This window comes from Microbacterium sp. Be9, from assembly GCF_011754135.1.
Classification (GTDB): Bacteria; Actinomycetota; Actinomycetes; order Actinomycetales; family Microbacteriaceae; genus Microbacterium; species Microbacterium maritypicum_A.
On the sequence record NZ_WNWT01000006.1, the window covers coordinates 695325 to 711333 of the forward strand.

Annotated in this window: 12 protein-coding genes and 1 pseudogene; 7 read left to right on the top strand and 6 right to left on the bottom strand. The window is 70.5% G+C overall.

The window, feature by feature from the left end; translation table 11 throughout:
• Positions 1 to 49 precede the first annotated feature (49 nt).
• Positions 50 to 1243: a galactokinase gene (gene galK / locus GLO27_RS14195; protein WP_167255414.1), complete on the bottom strand. Its 1194-nt coding sequence runs from the start codon at positions 1241 to 1243 to the stop codon at positions 50 to 52.
• Positions 1240 to 2442 (bottom strand): galactose-1-phosphate uridylyltransferase, encoded by a 1203-nt coding sequence (galT, locus tag GLO27_RS14200; RefSeq protein ID WP_167255416.1) that lies wholly within the window; start codon positions 2440 to 2442, stop codon positions 1240 to 1242. Before galT ends, galK begins: the two co-directional genes overlap by 4 nt.
• Before the next feature lie 185 nt (positions 2443 to 2627).
• Here galT and GLO27_RS14205 point away from each other — a divergent pair, with 185 nt between their 5' ends.
• From GLO27_RS14205 to GLO27_RS14230, 5 genes and pseudogenes are all read left to right on the top strand, one after another.
• A complete protein-coding gene (locus GLO27_RS14205) occupies positions 2628 to 3584 on the top strand; it encodes a LacI family DNA-binding transcriptional regulator (RefSeq protein WP_031207443.1) in 957 nt (318 codons plus the stop codon).
• Positions 3585 to 3824: 240 nt separating this feature from the next.
• Positions 3825 to 5102 carry a dihydrodipicolinate synthase family protein gene (locus tag GLO27_RS14210; RefSeq protein WP_167255418.1) on the top strand — a complete coding sequence of 426 codons (1278 nt, stop codon included), beginning with the start codon at positions 3825 to 3827 and terminating at the stop codon, positions 5100 to 5102.
• A 50-nt stretch (positions 5103 to 5152) separates the two neighbouring features.
• Positions 5153 to 6036, top strand: a pseudogene (locus GLO27_RS14220) (sugar phosphate isomerase/epimerase family protein).
• A gap of 142 nt (positions 6037 to 6178) precedes the next feature.
• Complete coding sequence (locus tag GLO27_RS14225) at positions 6179 to 7249, top strand: LacI family DNA-binding transcriptional regulator (RefSeq protein WP_084487349.1); 1071 nt, start codon at positions 6179 to 6181, stop codon at positions 7247 to 7249.
• Positions 7246 to 8379 (top strand): glycerate kinase, encoded by a 1134-nt coding sequence (locus GLO27_RS14230; RefSeq protein WP_167255420.1) that lies wholly within the window; start codon positions 7246 to 7248, stop codon positions 8377 to 8379. The genes GLO27_RS14225 and GLO27_RS14230 overlap by 4 nt, the downstream gene beginning before the upstream one ends.
• 74 nt (positions 8380 to 8453) lie before the next feature.
• Here GLO27_RS14230 and pgm read toward each other — a convergent pair whose 3' ends face one another.
• Entirely contained in the window at positions 8454 to 10097 is a 1644-nt protein-coding gene (pgm, locus tag GLO27_RS14235) for a phosphoglucomutase (alpha-D-glucose-1,6-bisphosphate-dependent) (protein ID WP_021200016.1), read from the bottom strand.
• A 79-nt stretch (positions 10098 to 10176) separates the two neighbouring features.
• On the opposite strand from pgm, the gene pheA reads away from it, so the two are divergent.
• Positions 10177 to 11127, top strand: a complete 951-nt coding sequence (gene pheA / locus GLO27_RS14240) for a prephenate dehydratase (RefSeq protein WP_029259873.1) — start codon at positions 10177 to 10179, stop codon at positions 11125 to 11127.
• A gap of 83 nt (positions 11128 to 11210) precedes the next feature.
• Here the strand turns inward: pheA and GLO27_RS14245 are convergent, their stop codons facing one another.
• Positions 11211 to 11420: a hypothetical protein gene (locus tag GLO27_RS14245; protein ID WP_021200014.1), complete on the bottom strand. Its 210-nt coding sequence runs from the start codon at positions 11418 to 11420 to the stop codon at positions 11211 to 11213.
• Between the two features lie 125 nt (positions 11421 to 11545).
• On the bottom strand, positions 11546 to 12592 hold the full coding sequence (locus tag GLO27_RS14250) for an LLM class flavin-dependent oxidoreductase (RefSeq protein WP_167255422.1): 1047 nt from the start codon (positions 12590 to 12592) through the stop codon (positions 11546 to 11548).
• 53 nt (positions 12593 to 12645) lie between these two features.
• Between GLO27_RS14250 and GLO27_RS14255 the strand changes: the two genes are divergently transcribed.
• Positions 12646 to 14376 carry a sodium:proton antiporter gene (locus tag GLO27_RS14255; RefSeq protein WP_167255424.1) on the top strand — a complete coding sequence of 577 codons (1731 nt, stop codon included), beginning with the start codon at positions 12646 to 12648 and terminating at the stop codon, positions 14374 to 14376.
• A 66-nt stretch (positions 14377 to 14442) separates the two neighbouring features.
• Here GLO27_RS14255 and GLO27_RS14260 read toward each other — a convergent pair whose 3' ends face one another.
• Positions 14443 to 15867 (bottom strand): dicarboxylate/amino acid:cation symporter, encoded by a 1425-nt coding sequence (locus GLO27_RS14260; protein WP_029267686.1) that lies wholly within the window; start codon positions 15865 to 15867, stop codon positions 14443 to 14445.
• Between the last annotated feature and the right edge of the window lie 142 nt (positions 15868 to 16009).

The window sequence follows — 16009 nt, forward strand, 5'->3', positions numbered from 1 at the left end:
TGCATTCCTCTCCTGCCGCGGAGTCGTCGCGGCCCGATGGATCATTCTGTCAGGCGTCGCGGCGGGGGCCGGCCGACGGGGTGACCGTGAACAGGAGGGGCGGCGCGAACCGCGACTTCGCGAAGTCGGCGTTCACGGCATCCGACACCGATGCGACGGCAGCCTGCTCGACGAGGGCGATCGCGGCACCTCCGAACCCACCGCCGGTCATCCGTGCACCGAGGGCGCCGGCGCTCAGAGCGGTGTCGACAGCGGTGTCCAGTTCGGGGGTCGAGATCTCGAAGTCGTCGCGCATCGATGCGTGCGAGGCGACCAGGAGGTCGCCGATCGCTCGGACGCCCTGCTCGCGCAACACCCGCACGGTGTCGAGGACCCGCTGGTTCTCGGTCACGATGTGACGCACGCGCCGGAAGGTGACCTCGTCCATCAGCTTCTGAGCGCGCGGCAGGTCGTCGATCGAGATGTCGCGCAGCGCAGGCACTCCCATGATCGAGGCGCCGAGTTCGCACGAGGCCCGGCGTTCGCGGTAGCCGCCGGTGGAGTGGGCGTGCTTCACACGGGTGTCGATCACGAGGATCGCGAGGCCTGCCTCGGCGACGCCGAGAGGCACGAGCCGGGTCTCCAGTGTGCGGCAGTCGAGGAATATCGCGGTGTCGGGCCGGCCGAGCATCGACGCCATCTGGTCCATGATCCCTGTGGGGGCGCCGACGGCTTCGTTCTCGGCCCGTCGTCCGATGCGGGCAAGGGCCGTTCCGTTGAACCCGGTGCCCCACAGGTCGTTCAAGGCGGAGGATGTCGCCCCCTCGATCGCGGCCGAGGACGAGAGCCCGGCGCCCACGGGCACGTCGGAGGCGATGGCGATGTCCATCCCGCCGAACGGTCCGCGCTCGGCGGCCGCCTGACCGAGCGCCCAGGCGACCCCGAGCGGGTAGGCGGCCCACTCCGGGACGGCCGGATGCGAGCCGGGTGCAGTGGGGAAGAGCCGGTCGAGCTCGTCGAGGGCGACCTCGACCGGTTCTTCGGCGAATGTGGAGCCGACCAGGACGCGACCGCGGTCGTCATCGCGCCGACCGACCGCGGCCACCGTGCGCTGCGGGATGGCGAACGGCAGCACGAACCCGTCGTTGTAGTCGGTGTGCTCGCCGATGAGGTTCACGCGCCCGGGCGCCGACCAGACTCCGTCGGGTTCACGCCCGGTCAGGCGGGTGAAGAGGGCGAGGGCATCGTCGTGTGCGGCGGTCATGCAGAATCTCCGGTGTCGGGCTGGTCGTGCGAGGCGCGCTCGATCGCTTCGCGGAGGCGTGCGGCACCGACTTCCGGAGGCACTTCGGCGGCCCAGGCCCACATCGCCGCTTCCGAGCCGGCGAGGAATTTCAGCTTGTCGGCGGCACGGCGCGGGCTCGTGAGTTGAAGGTGCAGGCGCACGGTGTCGCGCCCGACGTGCACGGGGGCCTGGTGCCACGCGGCGATGTAGGGCGTCGGGGAGTCGTAGAGGGCATCGACGCCGCGCAGCAGCCGCAGGTAGAGCGGGGCGAGCTCGTCACGCTCGGCTTCAGTGGTCTCGGCGAAGTCGGGCACGTGGCGGTGCGGCATCAGGTGCACCTCGAGCGGCCAGCGTGCGGCGAACGGCACGAAGGCGGTCCAGTGCTCGCCGCGGAACACCACGCGCTCGGACGCCTGCTCGGACTCGAGGATGTGCTGGAACAGGTCGGGGGCGGTGCGGCCGATCGCCTCCAGCACGCGGGTGGTGCGCGGGGTCACATACGGGTAGGCGTAGATCTGCCCGTGCGGGTGCGGCAGGGTCACGCCGATCGCCTCGCCCCGGTTCTCGAACGGGAAGATCTGCTCGATGCCGGGCAGCTGCGAGAGTGCGGCGGTGCGGTCGGCCCATGCCTCGATCACGGTACGCGCCCGGGTGACGGTCTGTGTACCGAAGGATCCGGCATGCTCGGGGCTGAAGCAGACGACCTCGCAGCGGCCGACGGCGGTGCGCGTGCGGCCGAGGCCGAGGGCCGCGAGGTCGTCGAGCCCGCGAGGAGCGTTCGACGCCCGGGGTGCGGCGCCCGTCGCTGCGGCCAGGGCGGGTCCGAACGCGGGCGAGCGGTTCTCGAACACGGCGACGTCGTACCGCGAGGGCACCTCGGAGGGGTTTCCGGGTGTCTGCGGGGCCAGCGGGTCGGCTTCTGCGCCGGGCATCATCACGCGGTTCTGTCGGTTCGCGGCGACCGTGATCCAGTCGCCGGTGAGCACGTCGAGACGCATCGTCGCGGTCTCCGGGCGGGGGTCGAGGGCGCGCGCGTCGACGGCTCGGTCGGCGCCCAGGGCGGTGCCGGGGTCGTCGTAGTAGATGAGGTCGCGGCCGTCGGCGAGGGTGGTGGCGCGTCTGACGACGCCGGCGCCGAGAGTCTCGGTACGCAACTCAGGAAGATCGTCCGTGTTCACGTCAACATGGTACGCACAGCGCCGTGGTAACGTCAACATGACGGAGTTGCGCGCACGCCTCTGAGATAGAAGGCGGGGCCCGCGCGACGTCGTAGCGGATGGAGGATGAGGTGGGGCAGAGCAGACGCGACCGCGTCGACGGATCGGGGTCGAACCGTCGGAATCCCCCGTCCGGACGTGTGTCCATGGCCATGGTCGCTGCCCGTGCCGGTGTCTCGGGACAGACTGTCTCGCGGGTCGTCAACGGCAGCCCCCGCGTCGACCCCGACACCCGTGCCCGCGTCGAGCACGCGATGGGGGAGCTCGGTTATCGCCCCCACCGCGCGGCCCGAGCCCTGCGCACCGGGCGCTCGCAGACGATCGGACTCGTCGTCACCACCCTCGCCACCGTCGGCAACTCCCGGATGTTGCAGGCCACGGCCGAAGCTGCGGCGGAACGGGGGTACGCGGTGACCCTCGTGACCGCCACCCGCGGCGTCGCTGACGCGTTCGATCGGCTCGCGGAGCAGGAGGTCGACGGTGCGATCGTCCTGAACGAGGCATCGGCCCTGGTCTCCGACGCGCAGCGGCCTGCCGGGCTGCACCTCGTGGTCGTCGACGCCTCGAGCGAGGACGGGGTCACGTCGGTGCACAGCGATCACGCGGGCGGCGCCGCCGCAGCCACACGCCGGCTTCTCGCCCTCGGGGGAGGCGGGGTGCATCATCTCGCCGGTCCAGCCGACTCCTTCGCGGCGGCCGAGAGGGAACGCGGATGGCGGGAGACGCTCGTCTCCGCCGGCGTCCGTCCGCCCGCCGTCGTCCGGGGTGACTGGAGCGCTGACTCGGGCTACGCCGCCGGCGCGGAACTGCGCATGGCATCCGCCGTCTTCTGCGCCAACGATCAGATGGCGCTCGGGCTGCTGCGGGCGCTGTCCGACTACGGCCGTCGGGTGCCGGAAGACGTCGGCGTGATCGGTTTCGATGATGTGCCGGACGCCGCGAACTACCGCCCGCCGCTGACCACCATCCGGCAGGACTTCGCCGCGCTCGCCCAGCGTGCGGTGTCAGCGCTGGTGGACGCGATCGAAGGCGCTGCGCCCGCAGAGGGATCCGGAGTCATCCCGACGGCACTCGTCGAGCGCGCCAGTACCGCGTCGCGCTGATTCCCGTGCGGGCCGGCCGCCCCGCGCAGCGAACCGGTCGGCGGCCCTGCGCGTCGAATCGGTCGGCCGTCCTGTGCGTCGAATCGTACGACGCGGCTGCGCGCACGCTGCAGCGTCCGCCGTGCGCAATCGTCTGCCTGCCAGCGGGCCGATCGTGGGATCCCCACCCATGGTTGCGATCGTCGCTCATCTCATGCCATGATCTCGGAAAGGGCTTTCCCATCCGAGACTGAGGTGAGCATGAGCACCCTGCGCCTCCTCCGCGCGAACGGCGATGTCGCTGACGTCGCCCTCAACGACTCCGGCACCTACACGCGCCCGACCGGCCCGCTGCAGAGCCGCGTCGCGTATGCCGCCGCACACGTCGTGCCGAAGGTGCACGCCGACAACACTCCCGGGCAGGCGGCCGACATCGACTGGGACGCCACGCTCGCGTTCCGCCGCAACGTGTACTCGTGGGGTCTCGGCGTCGCCGATGCCATGGACACCGCGCAGCGGAACATGGGGTTGGACGCCGCTGCCACCCGCGAGCTGATCGCCCGCAGCGCCGAGGTCGCCCGTGAGGAGGGCGGATCCGTCGTGGTGGGTGTCAACACCGACCACATCGCCGAACCGCACATCTCGCTCGACCAGCTCATCTCCGCCTACCTCGAGCAACTGCACTTCACCGAGGAGCAGGGCGCCGGCCCCGTGCTCATGGCCTCCCGTCACCTGGCCCGTGCCGCGACGGACGCGGACGACTACCGGCGTGTGTATCGAGAAGTCCTCTCGCGTGCGACCACTCCGGTCGTGCTGCATTGGCTCGGTGCGGCGTTCGATCCCGAGCTCGCGGGCTACTTCGGCGCCGACGACTGGCAGGCGGCGTCGGACGTGCTCCTGGAGATCATCGCCGAGAATCCGGACAAGGTGGCGGGAGTCAAGATGAGCCTGTTGAACGCCGAGTCCGAGGTCTCGGTACGCGATCGTCTCCCCGAGGGCGTCCGGATGTTCACGGGCGACGACTTCAACTACGTGAGCCTGATCGGAGGTGCCGCGGCGGGCTCGTCGACTGCACGCGATCTCGCCGAGCGGACGGCTCCCTCGCGTGAACAGGCCGTGCACTCGGCGACAGGTCGTGCACTCGGGGAAGACACGGGGGACGCAACGGGCGTGCGCACGCACTCCGACGCCCTGCTCGGCGCCTTCGCTGCGATCACCCCGGTCGCGTCGGCGGCGATCCAGGCACTCGACGCCGGCGACCCGGAACGGTATCGACGCATCCTCGGACCGACCGAGGAACTGAGCAGGCAGGTCTTCGCGACTCCCACGTTCTACTACAAGACGGGCGTCGCCTTCCTTTCGTGGATGAACGGCCATCAGCCCGGTTTTCAGATGGTGGGCGGGCTGCACTCCGCGCGCAGCCTGCCGCACCTGAGCCGGATCATCGAGCTCGCCAACGCCTCCCTGGCGCTGGAGCAGCCCGACCTCGCCCGCGAGCGGTGGCACGGCATGCTGCGTCTGAACGGCGTGGACGCATGAGCCTCCCCTCCCAGGCCCAGGCCCAGGCCCAGGCCCAGGGCCAGGCGCCGGTGCAGGCCCAGGGCCAGGCGCCGGCCCCGGACCCGCGCCTGTCGATCAATCAGGCGACCATCAAGCATGCCGACCTCGCGACGGCCCTGCGGGTCACGACGGCCGCGGGTGTGGAGGCGATCGGACTGTGGCGTGAGCCGGTGAACGACGTCGGCCTCGATGTCGCGGCCCGCATGCTCGGCGACTCGGGCCTGCGCTTCTCGACGCACTGCCGTGGGGGTTCTTCACGCTGCCGGACGGGGCGGAGCGGGCGGCGGCGCTGGACGACAACCGCCGGGCGATCGAGGAGACCGCGACGCTGGCCGCGGCCGGTGCCGAGGGGTCGACCGCTGTGCTCGTCCTGGTCGCGGGCGGCCTGCCCGCGGGGTCGCGCGACCTGATCGGGGCTCGGCAGCGCGTGCGCGATGCGATCGGTGTGCTGGCTCCCGAGGCGAAGGCGGCCGGTGTGACGCTCGCGATCGAACCGCTGCACCCGATGTACGCGTCCGATCGCGCCGTCGTCTCGACGCTCGGCCAGGCGCTCGACATCGCCGGGGACTTCGATCCGGAGGTGGTCGGCGCCGCCGTCGACACCTTGCACATCTGGTGGGATCCGCAGGTGCTCGAGCAGATCGCGCGGGCCGGTCGTGAAGGACGCATCGCCACGTACCAGGTGTGCGACTGGAAGACGCCTCTCGCATCCGACGTGTTGCTCTCACGGCACTACACCGGCGAGGGCGTGATCGATTTCGGCACCCTCACCCGCGCAGTGGTCGCGACCGGGTACGACCGCGACATCGAGGTCGAGATCTTCAACGCCGAGATCTGGGCCGATGATCCCGAGAGCGTGGTGCGCCGCACCGCCGAGACGTTCGCCGCCGCGGTCTCCCCGCATCTCGCGTGAAGGTGTTCGGACACCGGTCTCGTACCGCCTCTCAGGAGGATGCACGGATGCAGGGAGAAGACCGCGGATCCGGGCCGACAGCCGTGCATCCACCCGACGTCCGTACCGGCGGGCGCACGTGTCGGGAAGTAGGATCTGGGTCATGACCAAGCCCGCAACGTCCGCGGAGCGGCCGTCGCCGACGCGGTCTCCGCGCCACGCCCGGGGGCCGGCGCCCACACTGCACGACGTCGCCCGAGAAGCCGGGGTCTCCCTGGCGACAGCTTCCCGGGTGCTCAACGGTTCCGAGCGCCGAGTCGCCGAGTCGTTCCGGGAACGCGTCGAATCAGCGGCGGAGAAGCTCGGATACACCGCGAACGTCTCGGCCCAGTCGATCGCCCGCGGCACATCACCGGTCGTCGCCCTCCTCGTCGCCGATATCGCCGACCCCTACTTCGGGTTGATCGCGTCGGGTGTGGCCCGCGGCGCCGACGAGGAGGGCCTGGTCGTGACGATCGCGATCACCGAGCGCGACCAGGCGCGTGAGGCACGGATCGTGCGTGCGCTTCGCGGGCAGCGGCCGCGAGGTCTGATCCTCGCCGCCTCGCGCACACAGGAGCCCACGGAGACCGAGACCGCGCAGGAACTCGCGGAGTTCGTCCGCCTGGGCGGCCGGGTCGTGGCGTTCGGGCCGGATGGCGAGGGCGAGCGTCGAATCGAGATCGACAACCGCGCCGGGGCGGAGGCGCTCGGCCGACGGATGGCCGAGCTCGGGTACCGTTCGGCGATCGCGCTCGGGGCGGCGGCCGGAGTCCGGACCTCGGATGATCGTCTGGCCGGCTTCCACGCCGGGTTCGAGGCGGCAGGCGGTGCGGTCGAGAGCGTGCGACGGGGTGACTTCCGCCGGGAGTCGGGGGCGGCCCAGATGAGAGAAGCTCTCGTCGACGGCATCGAACCCGGCACCCTGATCTTCGCGATCAGTGACGTGGTGGCCCTCGGTGCGATGTCCGCGATCCGTGAATCCGGGCGCGAGGTCGGCAGCGACATCGCGGTCTGCGGGTTCGACGACGTGCCGGCGAGCAGTGACGCCACCCCGCGGTTGACGACCGTGCGCGTGCCGTTGAGCGAGGTCGGATATCAGGCTTTCCGCGCGACGGTCGATGCGGAATGGGAGCAGGCGCCCCTGCCGCTCGAGATCATCGTGCGCGACAGCACCCCGGGGATCACCCGGTGACGCGGGTCGTGCTGGCCCCGGACAGCTTCAAGGGCACGATCACGGCGGCGGATGCCGCGACGGCCCTCGCCGACGGCTGGGCGACGGTCGATCCCACCGCCGAGTTCGTGCACCGGCCGATGGCGGACGGAGGCGAGGGCACGGTGGCTGCGTTCGAGGCGGCGGTGCCCGGCGCCGTGCGGATGCCGATCACGGTCGACGGACCGGCCGGCGAGAAGATCGACACCTCCTGGTTGCTGCTCCCGCCGACGCGCGATGCCCCGGCGGGCACGGCCGTGATCGATCTCGGGTCGACCTCCGGGATCGAATTGCTGCGCGAGCTGCGTCCGTGGGATGCCGACACGACCGGTCTGGGGCAGGCACTGGCCGCGGCTCTCGACCATGGCGTCTCGCGACTCGTCGTCGGCATCGGCTCCAGCGCCTCCACCGACGGTGGCACCGGGATGCTCTCGGCGCTCGGTGCAGTGTTCCTCGATGCCGCAGGGGCGCCGGTTCCCCGCGGCGCGCGGGGGCTCGACTCCATCGCATCCGCGGATCTGACCGCCCTGCGCCCGGCACCCGAGGTGCGCGTGCTCACCGACGTCACCAATCCGCTCACCGGTCCGCGCGGTGCCGCCGCGGTGTTCGGCCCGCAGAAGGGCCTGCGATCGCCGGACGACATCGCTCTCGTCGACGATGGGCTTCGTCGTCTCGCCGCGCTGCTCGGCGTCGATCCCGCGGGCGAGGGCAACGGTGCGGCCGGGGGCACGGGCGCTGCGCTCGTGGTCTGGGGAGGCGCGCTCGCTCCCGGTGCCGCCGAGGTGGCCGACCTCATCGGCCTCGACGCCGCGATCTCCGGCGCCGACGTGGTCATCACGGGGGAGGGCTCGTATGACGGGCAGTCGGGTGACGGCAAGGTCCCCTCGTTCCTCGCCGGACTCGCCGCCGTCGCGGGGACCGACGCGATGCTCGCGGCCGGTCGGATCACCCCGGACGCCGACACCGCGCTGTTCGCGGCCACCGCCTCCCTCACCGATCTGGCCGGATCGTCGGAGGCTGCGCGCACCGAACCCGTGCGCTGGCTGCGCGTCGCAGGTGCCGATCTGGCACGGGCCGCGCAGGATCGAGCGCGCAGGAGCGTGCGGGGCTGAGCCGAGAAGCGTCCCGACCGTCGGCCCTCCGGACCGCCGGACCGCCGGCCCTCCCGCCGACGGTCGGAGCCCGCTCAGCCTTCGAGGGCGGCGGAGACCACGGCGCGCGCCTCGGCCTGCACCTCGGCGAGGTGCTCCGGGCCGCGCAGGCTCTCGGCGTAGAGCTTGTAGACGTCTTCGGTGCCCGAGGGGCGGGCAGCGAACCACGCGTGCTCGGTCTGCACCTTCAGGCCGCCGATCGCCGCGCCGTTGCCGGGCGCATGCGAGAGCTTCGCGGTGATGTCCTCGCCCGCGAGCGTGGTCGCCGTCACGGCCTCGGGAGCGAGCTGGCCGAGCGTAGCCTTCTGCTCGGGAGTCGCCGGGGCATCCACCCGCTGGTACGCGGAGGCACCGAAGGCGGTCTCCAGCTCGCGGTACCGCTCCGACGGGGTCTTGCCGGTGACGGCGATGATCTCGGCGGCCAGCAGACACAGCAGGATGCCGTCCTTGTCGGTGGACCAGACCGAGCCGTCCTTGCGGAGGAACGAGGCCCCCGCCGACTCCTCGCCGCCGAAGGCGACCGAGCCGTCGAGGAGTCCCGGCACGAACCACTTGAACCCGACCGGAACCTCCAGCAGACGCCGTCCGAGCGACTCGGCGACCCGGTCGATGATCATCGACGAGACCAGGGTCTTGCCGATCGCGGCGTCGCGCGGCCAGCCGTCGCGGTGCGAGAACAGATAGTCGATGGCGACCGCGAGATAGTGGTTCGGGTTCATCAGTCCGGCGTCGGGGGTCACGATGCCGTGCCTGTCGGCGTCGGCGTCGTTCCCGGTGAGCACGTCGTACGACCCCTTCTTCGCGACCAGGGAGGCCATTGCCGACGGTGAGGACGGATCCATCCGGATCTTCTCGTCCCAGTCCAGCGTCATGAAGCGCCACGTCGGATCGACCTCGGGGTTCACGACGGTCAGGTCGAGGTCGTGCATCTCGGCGATGAGTGCCCAGTACTCGACGGAGGCTCCGCCGAGCGGGTCGGCGCCGATGCTCACCCCGGCGCTGCGGATGGCGTCGATGTCGATGATCGACGGCAGGTCGCGCACGTAGGCGTCTCGGAAGTCGTAGCCGGTGAGGGCATCCCAGTCGATGTCGGCGAAGCGCTCGAGCTTCACGCCGTCGAGTCCGGCGGCGATGAGGGCGTTCGCGCGGTCGGCGATCCAGCCCGTGGCGTCGGTGTCGGCGGGGCCGCCGTGCGGCGGGTTGTACTTGAAGCCGCCGTCGCGCGGAGGGTTGTGCGAGGGGGTGACGACGATGCCGTCCGCGCGGCTCGGGTCGTCGGCCGCCTTGCCGCGGTTGTAGGTGAGGATGGCGTGACTGAGCGCCGGAGTGGGCACCCACGAGTCGCGGGAGTCGACCCGCACGTCGATGCCGTTCGCCAGCAGCACCTCGATCGCGCTGCGCTCGGCGGGCAGCGACAACGCGTGCGTGTCGCGGCCGAGGAAGAGCGGGCCGGTGATGCCCTGCGCGTCGCGGTAGTCCACGATCGCCTGCGTCGTGGCGAGGATGTGATTCTCGTTGAAGCTGTTCGACAGCGAGGAACCGCGATGACCGCTGGTGCCGAACACGACGCGTTCCGCGGGAACCTCGGGGTTCGGCGTGCGGTCGTAGTAGGCGGCGATCAGTTCGTCGACATCGATCAGGTCACTTTCCTCCGCGGGGAGGCCGGCACGGCTGGTCATCCTCTCAGTCTGCCCCCTGTTCGGCGGGACCGCATCCGAGAAGTCGCCCGGACGAGCCGTCGGCCCGCCGAGGGCTAAGGTGAAACCCGTGACTGAACGCCGTACCTACAGCTATCTCGGCCCTGCCGGAACCTTCACGGAGGCGGCGCTCGATCAGGTGGCCGAGGCCCGCGGCCAGAACTGGCGCCCCGTGCACAACGTGGGCGAGGCTCTGGCCGACGTGCTCGAGGGTCGGAGCGACGCCGCGATGATCGCAATCGAGAACTCGATCGAGGGCGGGGTGTCCACCACGCAGGATGCTCTGGCCACGCTTCCGGGGCTGCGCATCATCGGCGAATATCTCGTGCGGGTGAACTTCGTGCTGGTCGCTCCGCGGGGGACGACGCTCGACCAGGTCGAGGTGATCGCGGCGCATCCGGTCGCCTACGCCCAGTGTCATGGGTGGCTCGGCGCGCACCTGCCGTCGCACTCGCACGTTCCCGCGTCGAGCAACGTCGCCTCCGCGATCGGCGTCCTCGACGGCACGCTGCCCGCGCAGGCGGCCATCGCGGCACCCGGCATCGTCAACCACTACGACGTCGAGGTGCTGGCAGACGGCATCGGCGACAACGCGCAGGCCGTGACCCGCTTCGTGCTGGTCACCCGCACGACCCGTTCGCCCGAGCCGACCGGTGCCGACAAGACCTCGCTGATCGTGGAGCTCCCGCACGACCACCCCGGTTCGCTCCTGGAGATGCTCGAGCAGTTCTCGACCCGCGGCATCAACCTGTCGCTCATCGAGTCGCGGCCGATCGGCGACGAACTCGGGCGCTACCGATTCGTGATCGACGCCGACGGACACATCGAGCACGAGCGCATGGCCGACGCGCTGCTCGGCATCCGTCGATTCAGCCCTCGTGTGGTCTTCCTCGGGTCGTATCCGCGCGCGGACCGGCAGATCGTGCAGTACCCCGACCGCTACTCCGATGACGTGTTCGTCGAGGCGCGCGACTGGCTGCGCGGCATCCTCTCCGGCGAGCCGGAAGCCTGACGTCACCCGCCCGCTGCGCGCCATCCCCGTGCGGGACCCGGGCGGATGCCGTGGTCCAGTGCGGGTGGTTCAGTGCGGGTGGTTCAGTGCTCCTGGAAGCGCGGCCAGTCGCTGCCCGGAGCCATATGGGAGTGCAGAGCACCCTTCGCGGAGGCCAGGCTCGGGTAGGTTCCGGTCGTCGCATCCGATCCGACCATCGTGACCGTGTAGCCGTCCTCGTCGTGGCGGATGCTGCCGACGACACCGTTGCGTCCGTAGGCGACCCAGAGGGCGAGAGTCTTGGTCGTGCTCATCGTCGAACTCCTTCTGCTGCTGCCGACAGTGCGTTCGCCGAAGGGGCCGCGCCCCTGTCGTCGGCACTGGTCGTGACGCTACGCCTGTGCCGCCGGGAAAGCCAGGGGTTGACAGGCGCGCGACGTCAGCTGCGAAGTGCGGCGGAGATCAGTTCCAGTGTCTGTGCGCGACCAATCGGTGCATCGTTCGCCTCGGCGTCGTAGGCGCCGGCGACGGGGGAGAGCATGACCTCGTCGACGCCGTAGCGCTCGGCGAAGGAATGCAGCTCGGCGGCGACGCTCTCGCCGGTGCCGACGAACCAGCGCGAACGGGCGGCCCGCACGACCTCGTCGGTGGCGGCATCCGTCACGGCCGCCGCCGCCTGCTCGACGGTCTCGAGAGCGGCGAGCGGCTGGTTCAGCCGCAGCCGTGCCATCATCCGCAGCTGGGGGAGTGCACGGGCCTCCGCTTCCTCCTGCGTGGGCGCGGCGACCGCGTTCACGGTGAGGAACGTGCGCGGCTCCGGGTGCTCCTCACTCGGACGGTAGCCGGTGCGGTACAGGTCGAGCGCGCGCTCGAGGCCCTGCCCCGAGAAATGGTTGGCGAAGACATAGGGCAGCCCGTGCGAGGCGGCGAGCTGCGCGGAATAGTCGCTCGACCCGAGCAGCCACACCTCGGGGGTGCCGGTCGCGGCCGGCGTCGCACGCACCGTGTACTCCCCACCGGAGGTGAAACGCAGCGCAGCCCCGTCTGCCGACAGCAGGGCCGCGATGTCCTGCACGTGGCGGGGGAACTGCTCGACGTCGCTGGTGGTCCCCGAGCCGCGCAACAGCTGCGTGATCACCGGGTCGCTTCCCGGTGCCCGGCCGAGGCCCAGGTCGATGCGTCCCGGCGCGATCGCTTCGAGTGCCGCGAACTGCTCGGCGACGATGAGCGGTGCGTGGTTGGGCAGCATCACGCCGCCAGAGCCCAGACGCAGGCGCGAGGTGCGGGTGGCCGCAGCGGCGATCAGCACCGGGGGAGTGGTCGATGCCACCGACGGCATGTTGTGGTGCTCGGCGAACCAGTAGCGGCGATAGCCGAGACGGTCGGCAGACTCCGCGAGCGCGAGGGAGGCGGCGATGGCCTCCGCGCTGGTCTGGCCGGTGCGCACCGGGACGAGGTCGAGGACGGAGAGAGCTGTATCGGACATCCCCAACCACAACGCGCACCTGAGCGCCTCCATTCCCCCGATACCGTGGGGGCATGGAAGCAGGCATCTTCTACGTCCTCGTCGGGTCCGTCGCGATCGCCGCGTTCGCACGCTGGCGAGGCTGGCCGGCCCCGCTGCTGGTGACGATCGTGGCGCTCGCCGCATCCTTCCTGCCCTTCGTGCCCGACCTCGACATCGATGGGCATGTGCTCCTGAGCCTCGTGCTGCCGCCGCTGCTGTACTCGGCCGCGCTCGATGTGTCGTTCGTCGGATTCAAGCGCAGCCTGCCGCAGATCCGCCGGCTCGGGATCTGGCTGGTGCTTCTCACCGCCGTGGCCGTCGGCTTCGTCGCATGGTGGATCCTGCCGTCCCTCACCCTCCCCGGCGCGCTGCTCCTGGGCGCGATCGTGGCTCCGCCGGACGCGGTCTCCGCGGCGGCGATCGGTCGTCGGCTCGGGCTGCCGCGACGCATCATGACCGTGCTCTCGGGCGAGAGCCTCATCAACGATGCGACCTCGCTCACGCTGTACCGCGTCTTCGCCGCGATCCTCGCGGGCGCCACCGTCTCGATCTGGGGCGGCATCTGGCAGTTCCTGGTGGCGGTCGGAGTGGGTGTGGCCGTCGGTCTGGTGTTCGGGATCGTCCTGCACCAGCTGCGCATGCGCATCAGCGATCCCGTGGTGATCGGCACGTTCGGACTCCTCGCGCCGTTCGGGGCTTATGCGATCGCCGAGCATCTGCTCGGATCGGGCGTCCTGGCGGTCGTGGCGATGGGGCTGTACGTCGGCTACAACTCGCCGCGCACCGACTACACCACCCGCCAGCAGGAGAAGCCGCTGTGGCTTTCGGCCGACCTGCTGCTGGAGAGCTTCGTGTTCGCCTACATCGGGCTGCAGTTCCCCCGTGTGCTCAGCGACCTGGGCAGCGAGTCGGTCGGGCAGATCCTGCTGCTCTCCGGGGCGGTGCTGCTCGTGGTCGTCATCGTGCGGCCGCTCTACATCTATCCGACCAGTGCGTGGGCGAACTTCCAGGACCGCCGCAAGCTCGAGCGCTGGGATCGTGGTGTCGAGTCCGGCGAGTTCGAGAAACGGCATCAGAAGTCGCGGCGCTGGGGCAACTACACCGCCGACGAGCTGCGCAGTCAGATCGTGCGCGACCGGATGGCCGGACTCACGCTCACGTGGAAGGACAGTGCCGTCATCTCGTGGGCCGGCATGCGCGGCGTCGTGACGCTGGCGATCGCGGTGGCCGCCGCCGACCTCGCGACCCTCGACGCGCAGGCATCGCACGCCATCGTCGTGGTGGCCTTCATCGTCACCGTCGGAACGCTGTTGATCCAGGGTCTGACCCTGCCTCTTCTCATCCGCAGCCTCGGCATCGCCAGCGATGTGGACGAGGAGGAGGATGAGGCGGCGCTCGCCGAAGTGCGCGCGAAGAGCCGTGAGGCCGGCAAGAAGTTCCTCGCCGAGAAGCGGGTCGAGTGGGAGGCGAAGTACGGCGAGGTCGACCTCCGGGTGTTCGATGCCTTCACCAAGCGGATGACACGGGTCGAGAAGGACACCGACGAGGCGCAGAAGGTGGAGGATGCCGCGAGCCGACCCTCCTACGAAGACCTCGTCGCCCTGTCGAAGGGGTGGCTGAAGGTGCGTCGCGACATCCTCCTCGCGGAACGCGACGCGGGCAACCTCGATGAGGAGGTCATGCGCGAGCTGATCGCCGCGATGGACGCCGAGGAACTCGCTCTCGACACCCGCGGCGCCACGCGCCAGGAGGGCCGCGCCTGACTCCCCGAACCACAGAGCGCCTCGCCCCACGAAGGGGCGAGGCGCTCTGCCGTTCGGCGGGAGCGGTCAGCGGGCGCTGACCGGTTCCTTGTCGGCGGAGGCATCCGCTTCGGGAGCGTCGTCGTCTCCGGAGTCGTCGGCGAAGGGCAGGCCCTCACGCGGCGCGTTGTAGAGCTCCTCGTTCAGGATGCCCTCGCGCTTGGCGACGATCGTCGGGATCAGCGCCTGGCCGGCGACGTTGACCGCGGTGCGGCCCATGTCGAGGATCGGGTCGATCGCGAGCAGCAGCCCGACGCCCTCGAGCGGCAGGCCCAGGGTCGACAGCGTCAGCGTGAGCATCACCACAGCACCCGTGGTGCCGGCGGTGGCGGCCGAGCCGACGACCGAGACGATGACGATCAGCAGGTACTGCACGAAGTTCAGCTCGATGCCGAAGAACTGCGCGACGAAGATCGCGGCGATGGCCGGGTAGATCGCGGCGCAGCCGTCCATCTTGGTCGTCGCGCCCAGCGGCACGGCGAACGAGGCGTACGAGCGGGGCACACCGAGGTTGCGCTCGGTCACGCGCTCGGTGAGCGGCAGGGTGCCGATCGAGGAGCGGCTGACGAAGGCCAGCTGCACGGCGGGCCAGACGCCCGAGAAGTACTGCTTGATCGAGAGGCCGTGCGTGCGCACGAGGATCGGGTAGACCACGAACAGCACGAGGGCCAGACCGATGTAGACGGCGGCGGCGAACCAGCCGAGGGAGGCGAGCTTCTCCCAGCCGTACTTGATGACCGCAGAGCCGATGAGGCCGAACGTGCCGAGCGGGGCGATGCGGATGATCCACCACAGCACGCGCTGGATGACCTTCAGCAGCGACTCGGTGAAGACGAGGAACGGTTCCGCCTTCTTGCCGGCCTTGAGTGCGGCGATGCCGACCACGGCCGCGACCACGATGACCTGCAGGATGTTGAAGCCGACGCTCGACGAGAAGGTGCCCTCAGCCGCTCCGGGGTTGGTGCTCACGGTGAGGCCGAGGAAGTTCTGCGGGATGAGCCCGAGCAGGAAGTTCCACCAGGTGCCCACGGTGTACGGGTCGCCCGGTTCGAGGCCCTCACCGGCGCGGTTGCCGGGCTGGATCACGAGGCCGAGGACGATGCCGATGATCACGGCGATGAACGCGGTGATCGCGAACCACAGGATCGTCTGGCCCGCCAGGCGTGCGGCGTTCTGCACGCGACGCAGGTTCGAGATGCTGGCGACGATCGCTGTGAAGATCAGGGGGACCACGGCGGCGCGCAGCAGCGTCACATACGAGTTGCCGATGGTGTCGAGTGTCGCGGACAGCCCGGTCGGGTTCTCGGCGGTCGCGCCGAGCTGGCGGCCGATCAGACCGGCGGCGATGCCGAGGACGAGAGCGGCGAGGATCTGGAAGCCGAACGAGGTCAGCAGCTTCCGGACCGGTCCGCGGGTATCAGGCGCCTTCTGGGCGCGTGCGGTGGTGCTCATGAGGGTGGGGACTCCAGAATCGCGGCGCACCGTGTGCGCGCCATGAGGCCCAACGCTATGACTCCCTGAGAATTCCCTGGGTGGATATGACGAAGGATGACGTTGTGAGCCGGAATCCGTTCGGTGCGGCGGGGAGCGTTCC